At 61.4% G+C, this 24,409-nt stretch carries 24 protein-coding genes and 2 tRNA genes; 14 read left to right on the top strand and 12 right to left on the bottom strand.

The window, feature by feature from the left end; genetic code table 11:
* Positions 1 to 5: 5 nt before the first annotated feature.
* Positions 6 to 272, bottom strand: a complete 267-nt coding sequence (locus tag J5Y06_RS19615) for a hypothetical protein (protein WP_209336885.1) — start codon at positions 270 to 272, stop codon at positions 6 to 8.
* A gap of 199 nt (positions 273 to 471) precedes the next feature.
* Here J5Y06_RS19615 and J5Y06_RS19610 point away from each other — a divergent pair.
* Positions 472 to 546 (top strand) — tRNA-Asn (locus J5Y06_RS19610).
* 140 nt (positions 547 to 686) lie between these two features.
* On the top strand, positions 687 to 1,244 hold the full coding sequence (locus tag J5Y06_RS19605; RefSeq protein ID WP_209336884.1) for a hypothetical protein: 558 nt from the start codon (positions 687 to 689) through the stop codon (positions 1,242 to 1,244).
* Positions 1,245 to 1,261: 17 nt separating this feature from the next.
* Here the strand turns inward: J5Y06_RS19605 and J5Y06_RS19600 are convergent, their stop codons facing one another.
* From J5Y06_RS19600 to J5Y06_RS19580, 5 genes are all read right to left on the bottom strand, one after another.
* Complete coding sequence (locus tag J5Y06_RS19600; RefSeq protein WP_209336916.1) at positions 1,262 to 1,711, bottom strand: pyridoxamine 5'-phosphate oxidase family protein; 450 nt, start codon at positions 1,709 to 1,711, stop codon at positions 1,262 to 1,264.
* Positions 1,712 to 1,820: 109 nt separating this feature from the next.
* The gene (locus J5Y06_RS19595) at positions 1,821 to 2,924 is read right to left on the bottom strand and encodes a catalase family protein (RefSeq protein WP_209336883.1); all 1,104 of its coding nucleotides are present in this window, start codon (positions 2,922 to 2,924) and stop codon (positions 1,821 to 1,823) included.
* The gene (locus tag J5Y06_RS19590) at positions 2,924 to 5,170 is read right to left on the bottom strand and encodes a xanthine dehydrogenase family protein molybdopterin-binding subunit (protein ID WP_209336882.1); all 2,247 of its coding nucleotides are present in this window, start codon (positions 5,168 to 5,170) and stop codon (positions 2,924 to 2,926) included. Before J5Y06_RS19590 ends, J5Y06_RS19595 begins: the two co-directional genes overlap by 1 nt.
* 10 nt (positions 5,171 to 5,180) lie before the next feature.
* Positions 5,181 to 6,194: an FAD binding domain-containing protein gene (locus J5Y06_RS19585; protein ID WP_209336881.1), complete on the bottom strand. Its 1,014-nt coding sequence runs from the start codon at positions 6,192 to 6,194 to the stop codon at positions 5,181 to 5,183.
* Complete coding sequence (locus J5Y06_RS19580) at positions 6,191 to 6,724, bottom strand: (2Fe-2S)-binding protein (protein WP_209336880.1); 534 nt, start codon at positions 6,722 to 6,724, stop codon at positions 6,191 to 6,193. The genes J5Y06_RS19585 and J5Y06_RS19580 overlap by 4 nt, the downstream gene beginning before the upstream one ends.
* Positions 6,725 to 6,911: 187 nt before the next feature.
* Between J5Y06_RS19580 and J5Y06_RS19575 the strand changes: the two genes are divergently transcribed.
* From J5Y06_RS19575 to J5Y06_RS19560, 4 genes are read left to right on the top strand one after another with little or no spacing between them, the layout of a single operon-like run.
* Positions 6,912 to 8,030, top strand: coding sequence for an inositol-3-phosphate synthase (locus J5Y06_RS19575; RefSeq protein ID WP_209336879.1), 1,119 nt, complete (start codon positions 6,912 to 6,914; stop codon positions 8,028 to 8,030).
* Entirely contained in the window at positions 8,027 to 8,647 is a 621-nt protein-coding gene (locus tag J5Y06_RS19570; RefSeq protein ID WP_209336878.1) for a histidine phosphatase family protein, read from the top strand. Before J5Y06_RS19575 ends, J5Y06_RS19570 begins: the two co-directional genes overlap by 4 nt.
* A 38-nt stretch (positions 8,648 to 8,685) precedes the next feature.
* Positions 8,686 to 9,444, top strand: a complete 759-nt coding sequence (locus tag J5Y06_RS19565; protein ID WP_245248116.1) for a TIGR04290 family methyltransferase — start codon at positions 8,686 to 8,688, stop codon at positions 9,442 to 9,444.
* Positions 9,441 to 10,376 (top strand): beta-xylosidase, encoded by a 936-nt coding sequence (locus J5Y06_RS19560; RefSeq protein WP_209336876.1) that lies wholly within the window; start codon positions 9,441 to 9,443, stop codon positions 10,374 to 10,376. The genes J5Y06_RS19565 and J5Y06_RS19560 overlap by 4 nt, the downstream gene beginning before the upstream one ends.
* A gap of 41 nt (positions 10,377 to 10,417) precedes the next feature.
* On the opposite strand, the gene J5Y06_RS19555 is transcribed toward J5Y06_RS19560, so the two are convergent.
* The 3 genes from J5Y06_RS19555 to J5Y06_RS19545 are packed head-to-tail and all read right to left on the bottom strand — an operon-like array spanning position 10,418 to position 13,809.
* A complete protein-coding gene (locus J5Y06_RS19555) occupies positions 10,418 to 11,419 on the bottom strand; it encodes a Gfo/Idh/MocA family protein (protein WP_342453464.1) in 1,002 nt (333 codons plus the stop codon).
* Positions 11,416 to 12,414 (bottom strand): MDR/zinc-dependent alcohol dehydrogenase-like family protein, encoded by a 999-nt coding sequence (locus J5Y06_RS19550; RefSeq protein WP_245248114.1) that lies wholly within the window; start codon positions 12,412 to 12,414, stop codon positions 11,416 to 11,418. Before J5Y06_RS19550 ends, J5Y06_RS19555 begins: the two co-directional genes overlap by 4 nt.
* 6 nt (positions 12,415 to 12,420) lie before the next feature.
* On the bottom strand, positions 12,421 to 13,809 hold the full coding sequence (locus J5Y06_RS19545) for a UDP-glucose dehydrogenase family protein (protein WP_209336875.1): 1,389 nt from the start codon (positions 13,807 to 13,809) through the stop codon (positions 12,421 to 12,423).
* 407 nt (positions 13,810 to 14,216) lie between these two features.
* On the opposite strand from J5Y06_RS19545, the gene J5Y06_RS19540 reads away from it, so the two are divergent.
* From J5Y06_RS19540 to J5Y06_RS19510, 7 genes are all read left to right on the top strand, one after another.
* Complete coding sequence (locus J5Y06_RS19540; RefSeq protein WP_209336874.1) at positions 14,217 to 15,323, top strand: NAD-dependent epimerase/dehydratase family protein; 1,107 nt, start codon at positions 14,217 to 14,219, stop codon at positions 15,321 to 15,323.
* 39 nt (positions 15,324 to 15,362) lie between these two features.
* Complete coding sequence (locus tag J5Y06_RS19535) at positions 15,363 to 16,445, top strand: NAD-dependent epimerase/dehydratase family protein (protein ID WP_385931947.1); 1,083 nt, start codon at positions 15,363 to 15,365, stop codon at positions 16,443 to 16,445.
* Positions 16,446 to 16,522: 77 nt separating this feature from the next.
* Positions 16,523 to 17,596 carry a glycosyltransferase family 4 protein gene (locus tag J5Y06_RS19530; protein WP_209336872.1) on the top strand — a complete coding sequence of 358 codons (1,074 nt, stop codon included), beginning with the start codon at positions 16,523 to 16,525 and terminating at the stop codon, positions 17,594 to 17,596.
* A gap of 3 nt (positions 17,597 to 17,599) precedes the next feature.
* Positions 17,600 to 18,724 carry a CgeB family protein gene (locus J5Y06_RS19525; RefSeq protein WP_209336871.1) on the top strand — a complete coding sequence of 375 codons (1,125 nt, stop codon included), beginning with the start codon at positions 17,600 to 17,602 and terminating at the stop codon, positions 18,722 to 18,724.
* A complete protein-coding gene (locus tag J5Y06_RS19520; protein WP_209336870.1) occupies positions 18,721 to 19,812 on the top strand; it encodes a CgeB family protein in 1,092 nt (363 codons plus the stop codon). Before J5Y06_RS19525 ends, J5Y06_RS19520 begins: the two co-directional genes overlap by 4 nt.
* Entirely contained in the window at positions 19,809 to 20,936 is a 1,128-nt protein-coding gene (locus J5Y06_RS19515) for a CgeB family protein (protein WP_209336869.1), read from the top strand. Before J5Y06_RS19520 ends, J5Y06_RS19515 begins: the two co-directional genes overlap by 4 nt.
* A complete protein-coding gene (locus J5Y06_RS19510; RefSeq protein ID WP_385932020.1) occupies positions 20,936 to 21,952 on the top strand; it encodes a UDP-glucuronic acid decarboxylase family protein in 1,017 nt (338 codons plus the stop codon). The genes J5Y06_RS19515 and J5Y06_RS19510 overlap by 1 nt, the downstream gene beginning before the upstream one ends.
* A 59-nt stretch (positions 21,953 to 22,011) precedes the next feature.
* On the opposite strand, the gene J5Y06_RS19505 is transcribed toward J5Y06_RS19510, so the two are convergent.
* Positions 22,012 to 22,389 (bottom strand): DUF2934 domain-containing protein, encoded by a 378-nt coding sequence (locus J5Y06_RS19505; protein ID WP_209336867.1) that lies wholly within the window; start codon positions 22,387 to 22,389, stop codon positions 22,012 to 22,014.
* Between the two features lie 72 nt (positions 22,390 to 22,461).
* On the opposite strand from J5Y06_RS19505, the gene J5Y06_RS19500 reads away from it, so the two are divergent.
* Complete coding sequence (locus J5Y06_RS19500) at positions 22,462 to 23,070, top strand: cysteine hydrolase family protein (RefSeq protein ID WP_209336866.1); 609 nt, start codon at positions 22,462 to 22,464, stop codon at positions 23,068 to 23,070.
* 41 nt (positions 23,071 to 23,111) lie between these two features.
* On the opposite strand, the gene purU is transcribed toward J5Y06_RS19500, so the two are convergent.
* Both purU and J5Y06_RS19490 read right to left on the bottom strand, forming a co-directional pair.
* Positions 23,112 to 23,993 carry a formyltetrahydrofolate deformylase gene (purU, locus tag J5Y06_RS19495; protein WP_209336865.1) on the bottom strand — a complete coding sequence of 294 codons (882 nt, stop codon included), beginning with the start codon at positions 23,991 to 23,993 and terminating at the stop codon, positions 23,112 to 23,114.
* Between the two features lie 132 nt (positions 23,994 to 24,125).
* A tRNA-Lys gene (locus tag J5Y06_RS19490) sits at positions 24,126 to 24,201 on the bottom strand.
* Between the last annotated feature and the right edge of the window lie 208 nt (positions 24,202 to 24,409).

Raw genomic sequence — 24,409 nt, 5'->3', positions numbered from 1 at the left:
CTTTTTCATGAGCGCTGCTTGTCTGACCTGCGCCGCCCCCACCAGATAGCCGTCCGGCGACGTCGGCGGCGAACCCATGCAAACTCATAGGAAAGCACAAGAACCCCGAGCGGCAGCATCCAGAAGCCGAGGATCGGCAGGAAGCCAAGAAAGCCGCCGAAAACAAGAACCACCCCGATCAGAACCCGCAGCCACCGCGCACGCGGCATCCGGATCGTCCGGTTGAACAAGCGGATCTGCGGCGCATGCGGTTCATTGAGGGGCGAGGACATCTGCTACCAGCCAAATCTGAGTGCGGTCCGCATATGGCCTGTCGTTTGCCCCGTTCCAGCCCCGCTGCCAACTTCTGAGTTCGCTGGTTCAGGAATGCGTTTCGTTGCGGAAGGTCAGAGATCTGGAAAAAGGTGAAATGCCTCTTTGCAATCTCAAAACCTCTTTGCTATAGGCAGCGCACTCGAAAACGAGCACTGTTCCCCGGTAGCTCAGTGGTAGAGCAACCGGCTGTTAACCGGTTGGTCGCTGGTTCGAATCCGGCCCGGGGAGCCATTTCCAAACAATCTTGTTGATTCGGCAGCACGTTCGCTTCGCGTGCGTCATGCTGCATGCCCGGCAAAGTGCGGCAACAGCTAGGCAGAGTCGTTCCAGAGACTATCTGGGAATTGTGCAGCAGGATGCGAGATCCCGTCATGACCCAGCAAACCGAGACCGAACTCGTTCCGCGATTGGCCGCCAAGCACGACGTGCCGGAAGATGCGGTGCGCACCCTCCTGGAAGCACTGCGTCGCAGCGGCGGGTCTATGGCCCAGTTCAATCATCCTGCGCTTGGCGGGTTCGGGCAATGGTCGAGCGGCATGATCATGATCTCCGACATGTTCAATGATCACCTGAAAGCCAAGGTTGCGGCGCTGGCGACGGACCTCGCTGCTTTTGTGCGCCACAATCCCGAAGAGACGGCGCAATCCGCGGAAGAGGTGAGCTACCGGTCGGGCGAAAGCAGGCGTGCTGACTGGTGGCCCGGCGATCTGGGGCAGCCGGCCTCAACCGGCAGCCAGAATGCGATGCGCTATGCGGTTTTCCCGGCCGAGAAGCGGCTTGCAATCGACGATGGCGGCCACATCACTGTGTATGACACGGCTGACCATGCGATCAGCGGCGTGGCGCAAGCCCAAGGAAGCAGCGCCACCCTCACTTTCACCAGCCAAAAAGGAACGGTCAGGGTCAGCGATCTCCGGAAGATCGACTAGCGGCCGGCCTGCTACGCTCAGGCAGAATGGCCGAAGCTGGTGATCTCGCCTTCGTCCTGACCATCCCAATAGTGCAGCCGCGTCGCGTGCACTTTGATCAAGGTCAGGCCCGGCGTGTCGACACCCTGCGGGAACCAGATTTCCAGATCCTTGTTCCAGTGCGCCTTGAATTGCGCCTTGTCCCGGATCAACTCCGCGAGTCCTTCAATGGCGATGAAGATGCCCGGCTTCCCCAGCAGGCTCTTTGGTCCGGTAAAAGTCAGCCCGACGTTCTTGTCCTTGGAAATATCGCCCACAGTGCGCGTGTCGTTATAGGCGAAGAAGAAGGAGTCGCCATCATACTCGACATTCCCGTTGTTGCTCATCGGGCGCGCCGCGAAGAGCCCTCCTTCGCTACGCGTGCTCAGCATTGCGAAGTCAATCTCCGCCATCTTCTTTGAAATGTCTTGCAAAGTCAGGTCAGCCACTGGGATGATCTCCGAGGTAAAAGGAGCAGGGACAATCCCCGCATCGTCGCCGTGTTCCGCTCGGCTGCGTGAATAGTCGACAACCGCATCTTCCAATGATCGTCACAGCTCACGAGCCCGGCAAGGAGGCAGCGTTCGGTTCATGAACGGGGCAGCCGTTGCGTTCCGATCGAAACTCCTGTGAGTGCTGGTAAGCTCGCCGGCGCATGCGCATCAGCGGACCGAGCGGCCAATGCTCCACGATGCCGTTCCACGGGTTGAAGCCCATGCCGTCATCCACGGCGCGCGAGCGCTCCGCAGACCAGGCGGTCTGCGGCTTCGCCCGCACGCGCGCAACGGGAAGATAAGGGCTTTTCACCGGATCCCATTCCTTGTTCGCTGGCTCGATCGGCATCTCGTCAAGGGCGGTGCAAAGCTGCACGCGCAGCTCCCATTCTCCCCCTTCTTGCGCAAAGAACGTGACAACCGCGTCTCGTATGGCGTTGGGATCTCCAGCCGCGGGGAGCGGCTTGTCCGTGAGCGCCTTAAGATTGGCCGAGATGGGCGCAAGCGAAAGCTTGGCGATGTTATTGCCGTAGCGTTGCGCCAGTTGGGTGAAGAAGGTTTCGCCCAGAATGTGCGTTTGCGGCTGCCCGCCGAGGGACTTCAATGCCGCGCTTTCTCCGCCGAAAGCCTCAACGGTGGACTCAAGTCCGCGAAGTGCCGCCGACACAGCCTTTTTCAGACCCTCTCCTCGATCGGTTGTCGCTGCCAGGAGCTTCAGGTTCTGAAGGAATGCTTCGCCGTTCGGCGCCGAAAAGGTCGGGCCGTTGACCATGATGAAGTCTTGCGTCCGGCGTTCGGTCGCGCCCGACAGCCGCTCGCCCTCCACATCAAGGATCTTGATGGCGAGCCCGCGTGGGGTCGACACACTGTCGGGCAGGATGTCACCGGGATTGGTGGAAAAGCGCATGATGGCCGGATAACGCGCCGGCTTGGCAAACAGGCCTTGCGCCAGGACGCGCGGCAGACCGCCGAGCACCTCGAGCTCTGCTTCGATCAGGCCGTGGCTCTTGGCATGCACGCTGCGGATCGCGTGGCCGCTGTCTTCAAAGGTGGTTTCGCGGATCTTCGCCATCTGCTGGTCGAGTTCGCGTGCCGTTTCTTCTTCGGACGGATCTGCAACCGTCAACTGCGGGTCGAAGGGTTCGAAGCCTTTGCGGTGAGCGTCCATCAGATCAACTTGTCCAGCGTGATTGGGAATTTGCGGACGCGTGTGCCGGTGGCATGAAAGACCGCGCTCGCGATGGCCGCCGCCGTTCCGACTATACCGATTTCCCCGAGTCCTTTGACGCCGAGCGGCGAAACTTCCTTGTCCTCTTCCTCCACGAAGATCACGTCAATGCCGTGAATGTCGGCATTGACCGGGATATGATACTCCGCGAAGTTGTGGTTCATCGGCCGCCCGAAGCGCGTGTCCATCATGCTTTCTTCATGCAGCGCCATGCCCATGCCCATCACCACGCCGCCCATGATCTGGCTGCGCGCCGTCTTCGGGTTGAGGATGCGACCGGCCGCAACGGCCACCACGATCCGCGTGACCCGCACGACGCCGAGTTCGTCATCGACCTTCACTTCCGCAAAAATTGCGCTGTGAGTGGCGCGCGCCTTTTTTACCTGGCTGACCATGCCCGACAGGCCGGGCCCAGCGGTTTCAACGACTTCCAGCGATGGGAGGTCCGCGCGCTTCATGATATCCGTGATCGACAGGAACCTCGAAGGATCATCCTTGGCGATGATGCGGCCATCGTTGAAGCTGACGGCTTCGAACTTAATGTCTTTGAACGGGCTCCCGTCGAGATCCTGTGCGGCTTCAAACAGCCTGGTGCCGAGGGACTGGCAGGCAAGCTGAACCGCAGCGCTGCTTGAGGCCGCCATCCAGGAGCCGCCTTCAATGGGTGAGGCCGGCAAATCGCTGTCGCCGATCTTCACGTCGATATTGGCTGTCGGCAGCCCCAGCGTTTCGGATGCGACTTGGGCGATGATCGTATAAGTGCCCGTTCCGATATCGGACGCTGCGGTGGCGACCTCGAGGCCACCATTGGCAGAAATGCGCGCCCGAGCCGACGTTTTTTGGAAGGTGGCGTCCCACATGCCGGTCGCCATGCCCCAACCCGTCAGTTCATTGCCGTCGCGCATGGCGCGAGGCTCTGAGGGCCGCTTTCCCCAGCCGAAGCGCTCCGCGCCGATGTCATAGGCTTCACGAAGCGCTTTGGAGGTGAAAGGGTTGCCGCTGATCGGGTCCACCTCCGCATAGTTCAACAAGCGCAGCTGAAGCGGATCCACGCCAACGGCATAGCTGAGTTCGTCCATGGCGCATTCAAAAAGCGTCATGCCGGTTGCAGCACCCGGCGCCCGCATATCGCCCGGTGTCGGCGTGTCGAGAGCCACAAGCTTGTAGTCGGCAGCCGCATCAGCGCAGCGATACGCTCCAACGCCCCAGTTCACCACGTTTTCCTGGTAGTCTTCGAAGGTGGATGTCGCGGTCACGGCGCTGTTGATGATCGACTGCAAGCCACCCGCTTCGCTAGCTCCAAGCGCCATGGACTGGAAGGTTTCCGGGCGTCGCACGTGGCTCACCATCTGCTGGCGCGTCAGCGTCACGCGAGCCGAGCGCTTCAGGTAAAGCGCTGCCATGGTCGCGAGGTAGACCTGGTAATGCGGACGAAGCCCGGAACCGAAGGCGCCGCCCACATAGGGGTTGCGCACGGTCACCTTGTCGTTGGCGAGGCCAAAAACGCCGACGAGGTAAGACTTGACGTTCTGTGAGCCCTGCGTCTTGTCGTAAACCGTCAGCGCGCCGTCACTGCCATAAATTACCGTCGTGGCGTGCATTTCCATCGGGTTATGGTGGTGGGCGGCGGAGGCATAATCCGCGGTGACCTTCAGGTGGGCCTCGTCGAGAGCCTTCTGGGCATCGCCCCGGCTGGCGGGCGCCGGTATTCCGCTGCGCTTCTTCGGCGGGACGTAAGCCTTCTCAAGCGAGTTTTCGAAGTCGGTGTTCGGCTCTTCCTGGATGTAGTCGATGCGCAGCAAGGCTGCGGCCGCACGTGCCGCTTCAAGCGTTTTTGCAAGAACCAGCGCCAAAGGTTGAAAACTGAACTTGATTTCATCGTCGTACAGCGCCCGAAAAGGTTCTCCGGGAGGCGCCACCTGATCGCGATAACTCCTGTCGAACCAGGCCACATGCGGCCTGTTCTTGTGCGTCAGGATCTCGATCACGCCGGGCACGGCACGGGCAGCCTCTTCATGGATCGCCTTGACCTTGCCCTTGGCAATCGCGCTGGAAACGACCCAACCGTAGGCAAGACCGTCCGCCGCATGCTCTGCAGCGTATTTAGCCCGGCCGGTGACTTTTGCGGGACCATCAATGCGGCTCAAGGGCTGGCCGATGGAAGAAGCGGTTGTGGAAGTACTCATCGGTTCTGCCTCAGGCTATGCGCTTGTCGACTTGCGACTGCGGCGTACCAGCCGCGGCTTGGCGAAGAGCCCGCTGGATCGCTTTGCGGGCCAGTGGGATCTTGAAGTCGTTTTCGCCCTGCCCCACCGCACCGTCGAGCAGAGCATCGGCGAACTCGCTGAACGCTGCGTCGTCGGGTGCGCGACCGAGGAGCTGCCTTTCCGCTTCCGGTCGCCGCCATGGTTTGTGGGCGACACCACCCAAAGCAACGCGCAGATCCGAAATTGCCCCGCCTTCGAGCTTCATGGCGACCGCAACGGAAACCAGCGCGAACGCGTAGGAAAGACGATCCCGAAGCTTCAGATAGGTGTAGTTTTTGGTGAACTTACCGTCTGGCAAATCAATTGCCGTCACAAGCTCGCCGGGCTGCAGTGTGTTGTCCTTGGAAGGATTGTCACCTGGCAGGCGGTGGTAGTCCGCAAATGGAATGCTGCGCTGGCCGGCCGGTCCGGTGACCTGCACGGTGGCGTCGAGCGCGGCAAGGGCAATGCACATGTCGGAGGGGTGGGTTGCGATACATTGGTCGCTCGCCCCCAGAATCGCATGAATGCGATTGACGCCATTGATCGCGCCGCAGCCGGACCCCGGCTCGCGCTTGTTGCAGGGCGTGGCGACGTCATAGAAGTAATAGCAGCGGGTCCGCTGGTTGATGTTGCCGCCGTTGGTGGCGGCGTTTCGCAGCTGCGGGCTCGCCCCCGCCAGGATGGCGGATGCGAGCAGCGGGTAATCCGCTTCAACGGTGGGATGGTAGGCGGTGTCCGCGTTGCGGGCGAGCGCCCCAAGGCGCAGGCCGCCGCCGGGCAGCGTCTCGATTTGATCCAGCGGAAGCTGGTTGATATCCACCAACCGAGCCGGCCGCTCCACGGTTTCCTTCATCAAATCGATGAGGTTGGTGCCGCCAGCCAGGAACCATGTGGCCGGTTCCTTACCGGCAGCTGTGGCTTCATCGGCAGAGCCGGCGCGGATGTAAGAGAAAGGGATCACTCCGCGGCCTCCTTATGAAGCGCACCTTGGCGAACAACTTCTTCGACAGCATCGACGATGTTGGTGTAGGCGCCGCATCGGCAAAGATTGCCGCTCATGAGTTCGCGGATCTCGGCGGCCGTCCTGGCGCGCCCCTCGTTGATTAGGCCCTGAGCCGAACAGATCTGCCCCGGCGTGCAATAGCCACACTGAAAGGCATCATGCTCCACGAAGGCCTGTTGCAGCGGGTGGAGCCGATCGCCGTCCGCAAGCCCCTCAATCGTTGTGATCTCCGACCCATCCAGCGTCACGGCCAGTTTCAGGCAGGAGTTGATGCGCTTGCCATCCACGAGAACGGTGCATGCACCGCATTGTCCGTGGTCGCAGCCCTTCTTGGATCCAGTCAGATCTAAGCGCTCACGCAGGAGATCGAGCAAGGTGACCCAGGGCTCAACTGAAAAGCTGTGTTTGCGACCGTTGATGGTGAGACTGAAATCAACTTTGACGTCAAAAGCGGGAGCCGCTGGCTGAAGCGTGGCTTGCGGAGGCATGGTTGCTCGCTGGCTGGAGGATCAACAGCGAAAAGCGCTCTGCACCGATTAGGTTCCCGGTTGCGCTTGGCACCCAAGGCGAGGCACATGGGGCATCAGGATGGGGAATCCGGTTCGCAGCCGTGGAACCTTTCTTGTAACGCCCTAGAATGGGCGGATGTACTTAGATCCTACGATTGGGAACGGAATGGGTTCAAGGAAAGTTCGCGTTGGCATTGTAGGCGTTGGAAACTGCGCATCCTCGCTGGTCCAAGGTCTCAGCTTCTATCGTGACGCCAGCGGCAATGAGCCTATCCCCGGTCTCATGAACGTAGACTTGGCCGGCTACCATGTCAGCGATGTGGAGATCTGTTGTGCCTTCGACGTGGCGGGGGACAAGGTCGGCCGTGACGTCAGCGAAGCAATCTTCTCCGAACCCAACAACACCTTCAAGTTCGCGGATGTTGACACAACCGGCGTGCAGGTCCAGCGCGGGCCGACGCTTGATGGGCTGGGTCGATACCTGACCGACTTGGTCGAGGAGTCGAGTGCACCCGCCGTGGACGTGGCCGACGTGCTTCGCCGCAGCGGTGCGGACGTGCTGGTTTCCTATCTGCCCGTCGGCTCACAGCAGGCAACCGAATGGTACGCCGAACAGGCACTCGAGGCAGGTGTTGCCTTCGTCAACTGCATCCCTGTGTTCATCGCTTCGCGGCCGGAATGGCAGCAGCGCTTTGCCGCCAAGGGCGTTCCCATCATTGGCGACGACATCAAGAGCCAGGTTGGTGCAACGATCGTGCACCGCATGCTGGCCAACCTTTTTCGCGAACGGGGTGTGCGGGTCGACCGCACCTACCAGCTGAATTTCGGCGGCAACACCGATTTCCTGAACATGCTGGAACGCGAGCGCCTGGAATCGAAGAAGATTTCCAAGACGCAGGCGGTAACGAGCCAGATCGACGTGCCGCTTGAAGCCGGCAACATCCATGTCGGTCCGAGCGACCATGTTCCCTGGCTTACCGATCGCAAATGGGCCTATATCCGCCTCGAAGGCACGACCTTCGGCAACGTGCCCTTGAGCGCCGAACTGAAGCTGGAAGTCTGGGACTCCCCCAATTCGGCCGGCGTGGTGATCGACGCGGTGCGCTGCGCCAAGCTGGCGCTCGACCGCAAGATCGGCGGCGCCCTGGTCGGCCCGTCAAGCTATTTCATGAAGTCTCCTCCCCAGCAGTTCACCGATGCAGAAGCGCGCGAGCGCACGCTCAGCTTCATTGCCGGCAACGGAGAAGACGAAGGCGAACGGAAAGTGGCTGAGCCGGCGCTTTGACCTGCACGATCCTTCTTGTTCGACATGCTGCGCATGACGGCCTGGGCGATCGGCTCACCGGCCGCACCCCCGGCGTCAGCCTTGGCCAGATCGGCCGGGACCAGGCACAGCGATTGTCGCAGCGGATCCGTTCGGTTCGGCCGGCCCAGATCATCGCCAGTCCACAACCGCGGACGCAGGAAACAGCGCACGCGCTTGCATCGGCTTGCGGACTCCCCGCCGTGCAAACGGATGGCCGGTTGGACGAGATCGACTTCGGCGACACCTGGACCAATCGAACCTGGGACGAGCTCGACCAGGATCCAGCATGGCGCACATGGAATGAGCAGCGGGCCACGGCGCGAACACCCGGCGGTGAAACGATGGCTGCCGTGCAGGCCCGAATCGTGGCGAGCGTTGAGGCAGCGCGACACGAGGGCAAGGCGGGCGATACGATCGTCATGGTCACGCACGCCGATCTCATCAAGGCCGCGGTCTGTCACGTGCTCAATCTTCCAATCGGCCAACTCCATCGCTTCGATGTTGATCCGGCATCCACCACCGGTCTTGCATGGGGCGACTGGGGGGCAAAGCTCTTGTGGCTCAACGAGCGGATCGACACCCATCCCAGCGCTTGAGGGTGCGGCAGAAATGCCGTGCAAGAAAGGAGACGCAATTGTCATTAACGAGCAGCGAGATCGAACAGCGCATCGACCAGTTGGGGCCGTGGTTCCACAACATTGAGCTCCAGGGGCACTGGACTGCGCCGCACCATTTTCTCGGCAATTACCCGCATGAGAAATGGCGCCGCTTCCGACATGCGATTCCGCACGACCTGACTGGCAAATCCGTTCTCGATATTGGCTGCAATGCCGGCTTCTATTCCCTCGAAATGAAACGACGCGGTGCGACGCGCGTTCTGGGCATCGATTCGGACGATCATTACCTCGCCCAGTCCCGCTTCGTAGCTGAGATCGCGGGTGCTGACATCGAGTTTCGCAAGCTGTCGGTGTTCGACGTCGGAGCAATCAACGAGAAGTTCGATCTCGTCCTTTTCATGGGCGTATTCTACCACCTGCGCCATCCGCTCCTTGCTCTCGACCTGATCCGCGAACACGTGGCGCGCGACATGCTTGTGTTCCAAACAATGCAACGCGGCAGCATGGATGTATCGCGGGTCGCCAGCGATTACCCGTTCGAGGAAGAGGCGATCTTCGATGAGCCCGGCTATCCGAAGATGCACTTCATCGAGCATCGCTATGCCAATGACCCCACCAACTGGTGGGCACCCAACCGGGCAGGAACGGAAGCCATGTTGAGGAGCGCTGGCTTCCGTGTGGAAGAGCATCCGGAAATCGAAGTCTTCATCTGCCGGGTCGCGGACCGGGCCTATGGCGCTGAAGCAGTCTATCCGGCGAAAGGAGAACAGTCTTGATCGAAGCAGCGATGATCTGGAACGAGCCCAACAACAAGTCGCATTGGGATCCGGAAATCGACCCTGACTGGTCGCAATTCGCCCATATGGCAAAGCTCGCCGGCCAGGCCATCGCCGCCGAAGCACCTGGACTGACGCGCGTGCTCGGCGGGATTTCGCCGATCGACACCTTTTTTATCGAACGCATGAAGCACTTCGGCGTGCTGGATCACGTCGATGCGGTGGCCGTCCATGGCTTTCCCCTCGACTGGAATCTGTGGCAGATCGACGAATGGCCCCAGAAGGTTGCAGAAATTCGAGGCATCACGCATCTGCCTGTGTGGGTCAGCGAAGTTGGTGTTTCGACTTTTGGCGCGGAGGAAGTGCAGCTCTGGGGGCTGAAGCGGACGGCCGAGCTTCTTCGCGGACAGGCACCGCGGATCCACTGGTATTCCCTTTATGATCTTCCTCGGGAATGGGAAGCAACCACCCGACATCGCGAAGCAGAAGGCTCATCCTACTACCGCCATTTCCACATGGGCCTTTTGCGGCAGGATGGAACGCCGAAGCCCTCGCTGGAGGCGTTCGCCGAGATCGCGCCCGAGATGGGCTTGGTGCAATGGTTCCATTATCACGATCATCGGCTCGACGACGCGGTGGCCTGGATGAAGCGGCTCGGCGTGAAGCATGTGCGCACCGGCTTGTCTTGGGCAGACAGCTTCCGTGAGAACGCAATGGACTGGTTCGACCGGCAGATGGACGCGCTCGCTGATTTCGATGTGACCGTGACCTACTGCTTCACGCCCGAGCATCGTGGCATCCAGCCCCACCACACGAGCGCACCCCAGGTACCCGAAGAGTTTGCCGAGTTCTGCGCCCTCATGACCAACCGCTACGCGGGTGGAGGCAAAATGACTTCCAGTGTTGGGACGAAGGTCGGCGAGACGGTGTGAACCCTTGCATCTGCGTCTGACCGGAAACCTCTGGCTTCCGGTCAGACGACCCCGTAGATCCGATCCAAAACCTCGGACACAGCCGCAAAGCGCTCCGCTTCAGGGTGATAGCGTCCATCCCATGCAAGGCGGCGAGCCCAATCCTGCGCGGCCCTGATGCCCCATTGATCCGGCGGCGTCACCAGCACCTCACGCGCAGTTCCGCGATAAAGCTCGGCGGTGAAGTCGTAGAACGAGCCGTCGACGTTTTTCAGCGCCGCCCCACCCTTCTCGCCGTAGAACTCTGCCCCGATCACCGCGTCTCGGCCGGCGGGCAAGCGCCAGGAGCAGGCAAGGCGAACGAGGGTGCCAGAGCCCAGCCGGAAGCTCGCCAAGGCATAATCCTCGACCTCTTGCGGCTGCGGGTCGAGAAGCTTGCCATTGGAGAGGAGGTGACCCTGAACGTCGCTGACCTCCGGGAAATCCAAGACCCACAAAGCAAGATCGATCAGGTGAACGCCGAGATCGATCAAACATCCGCCGCCGGAGAGCGCGCGATCGTAAAACCAGGGCTTGTCCGGACCATAAGCGTTGTGGAAAGTCAGATCGATTGCGCGAATGGCGCCGAGTTCTCCCACCTGCACGAGCGAGCGGATCGCCTGAATGCCTGCGGTATGGCGGTAGGAGAAGTCCACCCCAAGCAGTCGATCAGCCGCGCGTGCAGCCTCCACCACCTGCTGCACCTCCGTTGCGGACCGGCCAAGCGGCTTTTGGCAGAAAACCGCCACCCCGCGTTCCAGCGCCTGGATAGCTTGCGAGGCATGCTGAGCGCTTGGTGTTGCGATCACCAGTCCGTCGAGGTCTTGACCAAGCACGTCCTCGATCGTTGCACCCACCACTGCCTGGGGAACAAGAGCGGCCGCTTGCGCTGCCATTTCGGCGGACGGATCTGCGACGGCGATGATCTCCACAGCACCCGTTTCGAGGATCCCCTGCATCCGGTGCCGGCCGATCCAGCCCACACCGAGAAAACCGACGCGCGGCTTGGTTTCACCCGCGCTCACCGCAGCGCCACCAGAGCTTTCATGAAGCCGTCGGGCCGGTCGCGCGTCGCATCCAGGGCCGTTCCGAGCTCATCAAGCGGATAGGTATGGGTATAAAGCGGGTCTGGATCGAGCCGTCCGCTGAGAACGGCATCCACCGCTTCGCGCATGCCGCGCATGTAGATCGCGGGATCGCGCTCATGCGCATTCACCACATCCAGTCCCCGCCAGTTCCACATCTGCATGTTGACCTGGCGCGGTCCGTCCTGATGGTAGCCGGCGATCACCAGGCGGCCTCGTTCGGCGGTGAGTTCGCCCGCAAGATCGAGCGGCCATTGCTTGCCCACCGCTTCGATCACCCGCTCGCACAAGCGCCCATTCGTGAGGGCGCGAACATCCTCCAGGATGCGCCAATTATCGTCCATGACGATCGTTTCCGCAGCACCCATCCGTCGCGCGAAATCTAGCGCAAACGGCCGGCGGGTGATTGCGATCACCTGGGCGCCGGCACCAGCGGCAAGCTGCGTGAGAAGAGCACCAAGAAAGCCGATGCCGACAATGGCCACGGTTTGCCCGGCTTCGATTTCGGCGCGGTGAAAGATGTTCATGGCGCACCCAAGCGGCTCGCCCGGGAATGGCCGATCGCCAAAAGCTGCTGGCAAGCGGATCGCCATGTCAGCAGCAACGGTGTCGAACTCGGCATAAGCATGCTGCGACAAAGCCGCGACCCGGTCTCCCACCGAAAAACCGGCTACGTCCGCGCCAACAGCTGCAATGGTACCCCAGCCTTCATGACCCAGTCCGCCGGGCTCGGTTGGAAACTGCATCCAGTCCGGTCCCGACCAGGGGCCGAGATTGGAAGCGCAAACGCCACAGCCCTGAAGACGCAGGAGAATCTCACCCGGCCCAGGCTGCGGGCGAGCAACTTCATCCACTCTCATCTGGCCGGCGCCGGTCACCAACGCCGCGCGCATCGTGTGGCTTTTCTCAGCCGCACCGGTTCCTGCTTCTTGCATGCTGGCTCAGCCTGCCGGAGACACCGCAACCGCGGACCGATCGCCGCGCGGATTGGCCTTTGCGACTTTTCCGGACGCCTTGGAGCGCGGAGCCGGGGCGCGGCCGATGCTGACATAATGCACATCGAGATCGGCGATGTTCGCCACGTTCCACAGATTGCGATAATCCACGAGCAAGCGGCCACGCATCGCCCGCACGACATCCGCCACGTTCATCTGCCGGTACTCGTCCCACTCCGTCAAAACGATCACGGCATCGGCACCGGCAACAGCGGCAAACGCATCGTCGCACAGCTCAGCGCCGGAAATATGAGGTGCCGCCGCTTGCATCGCTTTTGGGTCGTGAGCCCGCACCGTGCAGCCAGCCTTGAGCAGCCGGTTGATCACTGCGAGGCTGGGCGATTCTCTCACGTCGTCAGTGTTCGCTTTGAAGGCGAGGCCAAGCACGGCAATCGTGACCGCGTGCGGGTCGCCTCCCAACTCGCGTAAGACACGATCTGCCAGCGCCTGCGGGCGTGCATCATTGCTCGCAATCAGGTTCTCGATCAGACTTTGCGGCGTGCCGTGCTTGCGGCCAATCGCAGCGAAAGCACGTGTATCCTTTGGAAAACAGGACCCGCCGTAGCCCGGACCGGCAGCAAGGAAGCTTGAGCCGATGCGCTTATCGAGTCCGATGCCTGCCGCAACGGCGTTCACATCGCCCCCCACCTGCTCGCATAGATTGGCGACATCGTTGATGAAGCCGATCTTGAGGGCAAGGAACGCATTAGCCGAATACTTAATGAGTTCGGCATTCGCGTTGGTGGTGCACAGGATCGGCGTGCCTTTGTCGGCGAGCGGCTGATAGATCTTTTCCAGGAGCGCCCGGGCCCGCGGATCGTCCGAACCGAACACAACGCGATCCGGGCTGAGGAAGTCGCTCACGGCAGAGCCTTCGCGCAGGAATTCGGGGTTTGATGCGATAGAAAAATCGAGCGCACCCCGTTCTTCGGCGATGATCTCGCGCAGCGCCTTGCAGGTGCCCACGACGACCGTGGATTTCACGACGATCACGCAGTTCGGCTTCACCAGACGAGCAATGCTGCGGGCCGCTTCTTCCACGAAGGACAGATCGATGTCGCCGTCAGGCAGCGACGGTGTGCCGACCGCGATGAAAACGGCGTCGGCGCCATCGACACCAGATGCGATGGAAGTCGTGAACCGCAGATGCGCAGCGCCCACATGATTGCGCAGCATCTCTTCCAGACCGGGTTCGAAGATGGGAACCTCACCGCCGTTTAGCTTGGCAATGCGGGCTTCATCCAGATCGACGCAAGTGACGTCGTGACCGAGTTCGGCAAGGCAAGTACCGGTCGTAAGACCGACATAGCCGGCGCCAAGAATTGCAATCTTCATACGTCCCTCAGTTAACCCTCATTCTCCCACCCCAAACAGCTCCGGGTGGGTGCTGCGGACATTTCCAACGTTACGTTTCGCTTGACCTTTTCGTCCGCAGGCGTGTCCAGCAAGCCCGGGGAGCAGCAAAAGCTGGAGCGGAACGTCAACTGCAGGTCTTGTCCACCACTTTCTCGCCTCGGCGAGCCCCTCCCCTCGGATCAGCTCCGGCGCGCACCAACACGCGGCCGTAACTATTCCAGCACCATGTTTGTTCAAGAGGAAGAAGCCTCCTTTGCAACGGTTCTCCGGACAACGTCGGCTAAATGCCAGCTAGAATTCACATTTGTTAATGGAAGCCAGGGTTTCCGAGAAGAAGATCCTTGCTAGTTATGGTGGCAACGCAGGTGATCAAGGAGCGATTCTAGGTGCGGAAAGTGCTGGTGACCGGGGGCTGTGGCTTCATCGGGCGTTATGTTGTCGAGGAATTGCTCGCCGCGGGGCATCAGGTCAGGGTTCTGGACGGGCTGATCGAGCAGGTACACGGCGGTGCTGCACCTGTTCTGGATGAGCGGGTCGAGTTCATCCACGCGCAGATGACAGATGCCGATGCAGTTTCGCGGGCGTTGGACGGCATGGACAGCGTCATCCATCTCGCAGCGGAAGTTGGCGTCGGTCAGTCCATGTACGAGATCGCGCGCTATGTCGGCGCAAACGATCTTGGCACGGCTGTTCTCCTCGAAAAGATGATCGGCAAGCCAATCAAGCGCATCGTGGTGGCTTCTTCCATGAGCGTTTATGGTGAAGGGCTCTACGAAACAGCCGACGGAGTGCGGCACGGCAACATTCGCAGGCAGGGCGAGCGCGTAAAGACAGGCCTTTGGCAGCCAACGACAAGCTCGGGCGAACAGCTGAAGCCGATCCCGACCTCCGAAGACAAGCCAGTCGATCTCGCATCTATTTATGCGCTCACCAAGTTCGCGCAGGAGCGCGAAGTGCTGATCTTCGGCGAAGCCTACAATGTCGAGGCTGTCGCGTTGCGCCTGTTCAACGTGTTCGGACCGGGCCAGGCGCTGTCGAATCCCTATACTGGGGTCTTGGCGAATTTCGCCTCGCGCCTTGCCAATGGTCAGCCACCGATGATCTTCGAAGACGGCGAACAACGCCGCGACTTCGTGCATGTTCGCGATGTCGCGCGAGCTTTCCGCATGGCGCTGGACGCTCCCAAAGCCAACGGCCACGTGATCAACATCGGCAGCGGCAATGCCTACACCATCGCAGAAGTCGCAACGCTGCTCGCGGACGCCATGGGCGTCTCCCACATCAAGCCTGACATCCTGAACAAGGCGCGTTCCGGTGATATCCGCAACTGCTTCGCCGACATCTCGGCCGCCCGCGAACTGCTTGGGTTCGAGCCAAAGCATCGCCTGCAGGACACACTTGGCGAGTTGGCCGAGTGGGTCAGCGAAACGGGTGCGGAAGATCGGGGTGCGCAGATGCGCAAGGAATTGGAAGAACGAGGGCTGGTATCTTGAACAGGACGACAGCTTCCTGTGCAAGGGGAGCATAAGAGCGTGGCGGGACCTGCAATCATCGGGCGAGCCCAGCCGGTCGTGATCATCGGCGGCAGCGGCTTCATCGGATCCAATCTGGCGGACAGTTTCCTCTCTGAAGGCCGCGACGTGGTGGTGCTCGACAATCTCAGTCGCGCCGGCGTTCAGGATAATCTCGATTGGCTGGTCGCCACGCATGGCTCGCGCGTCCACCCAGCCCGCGCCGACATTCGCGATGCAGGCGCCGTGCGCGACCTGGTCGCCGATGCGCAGGCCGTGTTCCACCTTGCGGCGCAGACCGCCGTGACGACGAGCCTGGCCGATCCGGTTGACGATTTCGAGGTCAATGCCCGCGGAACGCTTAACGTCCTGGAAGCGGTGCGGGCAACCGGTCGCCGCGTGCCTGTGATCTTTGCCAGCACCAACAAGGTGTATGGCGGCCTCGATGATCTCGCCATGCAGGAAACGGAGGAGCGCTACACCCCGGCTGACCCGCACCTCGCCGAATTCGGCGTAGGGGAAGATCGCCCGCTCGACTTTTGCACGCCTTACGGTTGCTCCAAGGGCGTTGCCGACCAGTATGTTCTGGACTACGCAAAATCCTTTGACCTCCCGACGGCTGTGTTGCGCATGAGCTGCATCTACGGTCCGCGCCAGTTCGGCACGGAGGATCAGGGCTGGGTTGCCCATTTCCTCCTCCAGGCGCTTAGTGGTGAGCCGATCTCGATCTATGGCGATGGCAAGCAGGTTCGCGACGTCCTGCATGTGCGCGACTGCGTCGCCGCTTATCGTGGTGTTCTGGATGCAATCGACTGCGTGTCGGGACAGGCCTTCAACCTTGGCGGCGGCCCAACCAACAGCGTCAGCCTGCGGATGGTGCTCAGTGAGATCACGCGATTGACCCGCCGAAATGTCGACATCGGCTACGGTGATTGGCGCAAGGGCGATCAGTTCTATTTCGTGGCAGACACGCGCAAGATCGAGAGCGCGATCGGCTGGCAGGCGAAGGTCGGCTGGCGCGACGGTTTGGCGGATCTTGCCCATTGGCTGGCCGAGAACCGCATCCGGGCGAGCGCTCCCCAGCAGCGGGCCGTGTCGGCGTGAGCGGAGCGGAACGAACGGTAAGCAGCAGGAGCGGTCCGGCACGAAATGGTGCCAGTTCCCGACGGCTGCGGGTCCTGATGACTATGGACGCCGTTGGCGGCGTTTGGCGCTACGGCCTCGATCTCGCGGCATCCTTGCAGCCGCATGGCATCACCTTCGTGTTCGTCGGCTTTGGTCCTCGCCCCTCGTCCGAGCAGCGGCATGAAGCTGAAAAGATTGGCAAGCTGATCTGGCAGGACGCAAAGCTCGAATGGCTGGCCAAGCGCCCGGCCGAATTGGACGATCTGCCAAGGCGCATCGAAGCGCTTGTGAAGGCCGAAGGCATTGACCTGCTTCACCTCAACGCTCCGTCGCAGGCGGCTGGGCTTTCTGTGCCCTGCCCCGTGGTCGTGGTATCGCATTCCTGCGTGATCACCTGGCTCGATGCCGTAAGGAGCCAGCAGCCGGGTAAGTTGCTATGGCAGAAGCGCTTGAATCGCGCAGGCTTCGATGCAGCTGACGCGGTGCTCGCGCCGAGCAGCAGCCATGCCGAAGCGCTGGAGCGCAGCTATGGCCCGATTCGATCCCTGTCCGTGGTGCACAATGCCTCGAAAGTCACGGCCGGTACTGCAGAACGGCAGCCTTTCGTGTTCGCAGCCGGGCGCTGGTGGGACGAAGGGAAGAACGGCGCGGTTCTCGATGCGGTGGGCAATAAGCTGTCCTGGCCCGTGCGGCTCGCAGGCTCGGTGAAGGGTCCGAACGGTGAGCGCATTCGCATGCGCAACGCCGATCATCTTGGCACGCTTTCAAGTTCGGAAGTGCAGGAGGTCATGGCACGAGCCGGCATCTTTGTGTCGCCGTCCATCTACGAGCCGTTTGGCCTGGCTCCCCTTGAAGCCGCCGCGGCCGGTGCGCCACTCGTCTTGTCCGATATCCCGACCTATCGCGAACTGTGGGATGGTGCTGCGCTGTTTGCCGCTCCCCGCGACCCGGACGCCTTCGTCGCCGCCTTGGACGGTCTTATTGCCAGTCCTTCACAGCGCCAGGAGTTTGGACGCAAGGCCCTGTTGCGTGCCAAGCGCTACTCCGCTTCCGCTCAAGCCGAGGCGATGATGGCGATCTACACCCAAGTCCAGGTCCCCGCCGAGCGACCTCTCGTGCTTTCGAACTAATCCATGCGCGTTCTTCTTTACACACACTCCCTCGTATCCGACTGGAACCATGGCAATGCGCATTTTCTGCGCGGCGTCATGCGCGATCTCGTCGCCCGCGGCTTCGAAGCGCACGCCCTTGAGCCGATTGAATCGTGGAGCCGGCAGAACCTCCGGCAAGACCTAGGCCAGGCGGCGGTCGATCGCTTTAGCGACGATTTCCCGACCCTCCGCTCCGAGCAATATGACGACGGGTTCGATCACGAAGCGGCGCTGGCGGCAGCGGATGTCGTCCTCGTGCATGAATGGACCGATCCGGCGCTTGTGGCACGTATTGGCAAGATCAGACGCGAAGGCGGTCGGTTCAGCCTCCTTTTTCACGATACGCATCATCGCGCAGTGTCCGCAGAACAGGACATCGGCGGACTTGATCTCAGCGGCTATGACGCGGTGCTCGCCTTCGGCGAAACCCTGCGCGAGCGCTACCTGAAGGCGGGATGGGGTCGTCGTGTCTTCACCTGGCATGAGGCCGCAGACGATCGGCTCTTCAAGCCTCATCCGGAAATCGAGAAAACAGGCGACCTGATCTGGATCGGCAACTGGGGCGACGACGAGCGCACCGTAGAAATCGCTTCCTTCCTCACAGAACCATCATCGACTTTGGATCTGAGCGGCACCGTGCGGGGTGTGCGCTATCCCGCGCGCGCACTCGACGCGTTGAAGCAAGCCGGCCTCGGCTACGGCGGCTGGATCGCGAATGCTGATGTCCCGGCGGCTTTCGCGCAGCACAAGCTCACCATGCACATCCCTCGCCGGCCCTATGTGGAATCGCTTCCGGGTATCCCGACGATCCGCATGTTTGAAGCGCTAGCCTGTGGCATTCCCTTGATCTCGGCCCCCTGGAACGATGCCGAAGGCCTGTTTCGTGCGGGGCAGGATTTCCTGTTCGCGAAGGATGGCGACGAGATGACAGCGCTGATCCGCACGCTCCTGCACGACGAGGCCCAGCGCGCAGAGATTGCCGCTTCGGGGCTGGAAACCATCCGCACCCGCCACACCTGTCGTCATAGAGTGGACGAGTTGCTGGCGATTTTGGCAGAACTTGGCGTAGACACCACCCCGACCGGCACCAAGGAGGCCGCAGCGTGAAGATCGCCTTTTATGGATCAAGCCTGCTTTCGTCTTATTGGAACGGCGCGGCAACTTATTATCGCGGCCTTCTGCGGGCGCTGGCCGGACGCGGCTACGACATCACTTTCTACGAGCCGGACGTTTACGAGCGCGGCAAGAACCGCGACATCGAGCCGCCAGAATGGTGCAAAGTCGTCGTCTATGACGGCACGGTGGATGCGCTGCGCCGGGAAGCGGCCAAGGCGGCGGATGCCGACATCGTCGTCAAAGCCAGCGGCGTGGGTTTCGAAGATGACCTTCTACTGGCAGAAGTGCTCCGCGCCGCCCGCCCGGACGCCATGAAGATCTTCTGGGATGTGGACGCTCCTGCCACGCTTGCCGATCTCCGCGCCAATCCGGATCATCCCCAGCACAAGGCGCTGAAGGAAATCGATGCCGTGCTGACTTATGGCGGCGGCGATCCGGTGGTGAATGCGTATCGCGCCATCGGTGCCAAGCGTTGCGTGCCGATCTACAACGCACTCGACCCGGAGACGCATCATCCGGTGGAGCCGGATCCCCGCTTCGCGGCTGATCTTGCATTTCTCGGCAATCGCCTGCCGGACCGCGAAGCGCGGGTGGAAAGCTTTTTCCTCAATCCTGCCGACAGCCTGCCCGACCAGCGCTTCATCCTGGGAGGCTCCGGCTGGGGGGACAAGCCGATGTCCGGCAATATCAACTATATCGGCCATGTCGGCACGCGGGACCACAATGCCTTCAACGTAACGCCCAAGGCCGTACTGAACATCAGCCGCGATTCGATGGCTGATATGGGCTTTTCGCCGGCGACGCGCGTGTTTGAGGCTTGCGGCGCCGGGGCCTGCCTGATCACCGACGCCTGGCTCGGCGTCGACTTCTTCTTGAAGCCCGACGAGGAAGTGCTGGTCGCGCGTGACGGAAAGGACGTCGCCGAGATCCTGTCCGGGCTCGCGCCCGAACGTGCGAGCGAAATCGGCAAGGCTGGTCTTGCGCGGGTTCTGCGCGACCACACCTATGCCGACCGGGCAGCCGAAGCGGACACAATTTTCCGCGACTTCCGCTCTAACCGTGTGGAGGCGGCCGAGTGAGCGAAGCGCTCGACATCGTCATCATCGGCTTGTCGCTGTCATCGTCCTGGGGGAACGGACACGCCACCACCTATCGCGGCATGCTCCGCGGTCTTCATGCGCTTGGCCATCGCGTCACTTTTCTGGAGCGAGACGTGCCTTGGTATGCCGCGCATCGGGACCTGCCCTCCCCGGATTTCTGTGAGCTTCACTACTACCAGTCCTTGGATGAACTCGTTGGCCGCTTTGCCGCCCGCATTCAGGAGGCGGACGCAGTGATCATCGGCTCCTATGTGCCGGAAGGCCCGCAGGTGATCGATGCCGTGCATGCGCTTCGCCCAAAACGTCTGGCCTTCTATGACATCGACACCCCGATAACCGTTGCGCGCCTGAAGAAGGGCGACGAGGAATACCTGGCAGCACGTCAGGTGCCGTTGTTCGACGTCTACTTTTCCTTCACCGGCGGCCCGACGCTGCGCCAGTTGGAAAACGAGTTCGGCGCACCACGTGCGGAAGCGCTGTATTGCTCCGTGGATGACAAGCGCTACGAGAACACCGGCGAAGCGACGGTGTGGGACCTTGGTTATCTCGGCACTTACAGCGACGACCGGCAGCCGACGCTCAAACAGCTTCTGATCGAGCCTGCACGACGCCTGCCTCATCTCCGTTTCGTGGTCGCCGGCCCGCAATATCCGGATAGCATCGACTGGCCGGCGAACGTCGAACGCATCGACCATCTGCCGCCCGCCGAACACCCATCCTTCTACAGCCGCCAGCGCTTTACCTTGAACGTCACTCGGGCTGACATGATCGCGGCGGGTTGGTCGCCGAGCGTGCGCTTGTTTGAAGCGGCAGCCTGCGGCACCGCCATCATCAGCGACTTTTGGGAAGGGTTGGACGATCTCCTCCCCTTCGGAGAAGCGGTCGCGATTGCCCGCTCGAGCGACGAGGTGGTGGCGCTCCTCACTGGGTCGTCCGAGGAACAGCGGCTCCAGATGGCGGCAAGCGCCAAGAAGCGCGTCCTGCAAGGTCACACCGGCCACGCGCGCGCGGCGGAACTTGTCGGTTATCTACGGGATGTGGCTCCGGAGCGGTCTTCCAGCCGAAGCCACGCAAGCAAGGCATCCTTTCGGGAAACAGCATGATGGATCAGGTCACAGCCGCAGGCGAAACTGCTTTGGTGGCGGGCGGCGCGGGATTCCTTGGTTCGCATCTTTGCGATGCTCTGCTCGCTCGCGGGGCGTCCGTGATCTGCCTCGACAATCTGCTGACCGGTTCGGCAGACAATGTCGCGCATCTTCAGAACCATTCGCGCTTCCGCTTCCTCCAGCATGATATCTGTCAACCGCTGAAGATCTCCGGAAAGCTCGACGTCGTCTTCAATCTTGCTTGTGCCGCGTCGCCCCCACGGTATCAGGCTGATCCGTTCCACACGATGATGACGAGCGTTGCTGGCACGCTGAACCTGTTGCAACTGGCGGAAGCGCACGAGGCGCGCTTTCTGCAAGCTTCCACCAGCGAAGTCTACGGCGACCCCGACCGCCACCCACAGAGCGAGGATTACAACGGCAACGTCAATTGCACGGGGCCTCGCGCCTGCTACGACGAGGGCAAGCGCGCCGCAGAAGCGCTTTGCTTTGACATGCTGCGCGCCAACCGTGCCGATGTCCGCGTGGCGCGAATCTTCAACACGTATGGCCCGCGCATGGATCCGGAAGACGGACGCATCGTGTCCAACCTGGTGGTGCAGGCTTTGCGCGGCGAACCCATGACCATCTATGGGACGGGCGAACAAACCCGCTCTTTCTGCTACGTGTCCGACCTGATCGCTGGTCTGATCGCGTTGGTGGATGTTGCCGGGAATCCGGGCGTGCCCGTGAATGTCGGCAATCCCGGTGAATTCACGATCAATGAGCTTGCGGAGCTTGTTGTCGCCAAGACCGGCACGAAAAGCGCGGTGGTGTTCCAGCCGCTGCCGAAGGATGATCCGACCCGTCGCAAACCGGATATCAGCCGCGCCAAGGCGCTGCTGGGGTGGGAACCGAGGGTCCCCTTACGGGAAGGACTCGACACCACGATCACGCATTTCCGCAAGATCGTCGCGGCACAAAACCGCTCGGGTGCTTCGCAGAAGGCATCCTCACTGAGCGCCGTGGTCTGACACAAACAAAAAGCCCGGGCTGCCTCAGCAACTCCGGGCTTCTTTTAACTTGATTGACGCTAGTGACGCGCCTTGGCCGCCTTGATCTCGGCGTCGATCTCTTCCACGGCCATGAGCCAGTGCATGTCCTGCTCTCCGACAGGGCGGCCGGCGCCCTCCCAAAGCAGGTAAGCCCGCTCGCGGATACGCGTTTCCCGATCCTTCAGCGAAGCTTTGCGTGTCCCATACTGCCTCCAGGAAAACGGCGCGACGGGCAAATCATCGTCGGCCTGCTCAAGCGGCAGCGGTGCCAGCTGTTCGAAAGGAGCCATCCCTTTTACCTCCATTTTGCTCCTAACTGCCTTCGAGCCAATTTGTTCGCCGACTGTTTCCTTTTCTGCCAAAAAAAGTCGCGCGCACGGAGCCATCAGCTCCATTGCGCCCTCGCGCGGGATCATGACGCGACCGGGGAACATGTGGTCGGCTCAAGACTTGGAGGCGCGCAACCTCAAGTCGCGTGAAGGACCAGCATGCCCGAGAAGAAACAACCCGCTCCGATCCAGGGCCAGGCCGCGCACATTTGCGTCGACATGCAGAACATCTTTTCGGGTGACTCGCCCTGGGCTGTTCCGTGGATGGACCGGATCACCGGAAACGTGGTCGACATCGTCAAGCAACACACAGATGCGACGATCTTCACCCGCTTCGTTCCCGCCAGAAAGCCGGGCAACGGCATGGGGCTGAAGTGGAAGGAATACTACGAAGCTTGGGCTGATATGACCTTGGAGCGGCTCGCTCCTTCCATGATCGACCTTATTCCCGCTTTGCAGCCCTTCGCGGAGCACGCGACGGTGGTCGACAAGCATGTTTATTCGCCATGGGTCGAAAGCAACCTGTCAGGCGTTCTGCGTCACCGCGACGTGGAAACGCTGGTCATCACGGGCGGCGAAACCGAAGTTTGCGTGCTGGGGACGGTCATGGGTGCCGTCGACCGGGGTTACCGCACCATCATCGTTAAAGACGCACTCTGCAGTTCGGCCGATGAAACGCACGACGCCATGATGAAGATCTATTGCGATCGGCTCGGCAAGCAGATCGAGGTGGTCAGCAGCAAGGAGTTGCGGACGCTCTGGGCCTGACTGGCTGCGCCACACCTGGTCCGGCGGCGCAGCGGTTTCGCTCAGCCCATGCGCTCGGATGCGTAGCTGCCGGGGCTCGGCGGAAACACGATGGTGCAGTTGCCGTTGAGGAAGACCCGCCGGTGGATGTGGGCGTGGATGGCCCGCGCCAGCACCTGCGCTTCCACGTCACGACCCATGGACACGTAATCATCCGGGCTTTGGGCATGCGTCACGCGCACGGTGTCCTGCTCGATGATGGGGCCTTCATCCAGATCTTCCGTGACATAGTGGGCGGTCGCTCCGATCAGCTTCACGCCACGCTCATGCGCCTGCTTGTAGGGGTTCGCGCCCTTGAAGCTCGGCAGGAAGGAATGGTGGATGTTGATGATACGCCCGGACATGCGGGCACACATGTCCTGCGAAAGCACCTGCATGTAGCGGGCCAGCACGATCAGTTCCGTGCCCGTGGCTTCGACGATCTCCGAGATCCGAGCTTCAGCCTGCGCCTTGTTGGCCTTGGTGACCGGAACGTGGTGGAAGGGAATGTCCTGGTTCACGACCAGCTTCTGGTAGTCGAGGTGGTTGGAAACCACGCCGACGATGTCGATCGGCAGGGCACCGATACGCCAGCGATAAAGGAGGTCATTCAAGCAATGGCCGAACCGCGACACCATGATCAGAACCTTCATGCGCTCGGCGGCATCCTGGAAGCTTGCCTTCATCTCGAACTTGGCAGCGGTGGGCGCGAAGTCCTCATTAAGTTCCGCCAGGGTGACCCCTTCCTGGCTCAAGGCCGTGATGCGGATAAAGAAGCGGCCGGTTCCCAGGTCATCGAACTGCGAGCTGTCCACAATGTTGCAGCCCTTGTCGGCGAGATAGCCTGAGATGGCAGCAACGATGCCGCGCCGCGACGGACATTCGACGGTGACCACGAACTTCATCTTGCAGATTCCCCGCTCAACAATCTTGCTCGGCATCGCCCCGATGCCAAAGCCCTCAATATCCATTCCGATCCGAATGTCGAGGGAGCCTGCGCGGAAGGAGAGCAGAAGAGTTCAGGCTGGGGGAGCGGGTGGTGAGCGCGATGGGACTCGAACCCATGACCTACAGATTAAAAGTCCGTTGCTCTACCAACTGAGCTACGCGCCCGCGGAACCGCGAAGCGGCTGCCGAAGTTGGCGGACCATATTCAGCACCTTCAACAGGGTCAACCACCAAGGCGCGGAAGGTTCCTGTTTCTTGCCAGCGGCGGCCTTCTTCGCCGGAAAAAGCTTTCCTCCGCCGGAACGTCGCACCCCCCATGTCGAGATCGTTCTCGAGTCCTACTTCTGAGACCGAATAGGTGTCTTTCTTAGTG

Origin of the sequence: Tianweitania sediminis, assembly GCF_017813335.1 — a bacterium.
Classification (GTDB): domain Bacteria; phylum Pseudomonadota; class Alphaproteobacteria; order Rhizobiales; family Rhizobiaceae; genus Tianweitania; species Tianweitania sediminis.
This window is presented reverse-complemented; position numbering and strand designations above follow the sequence as displayed.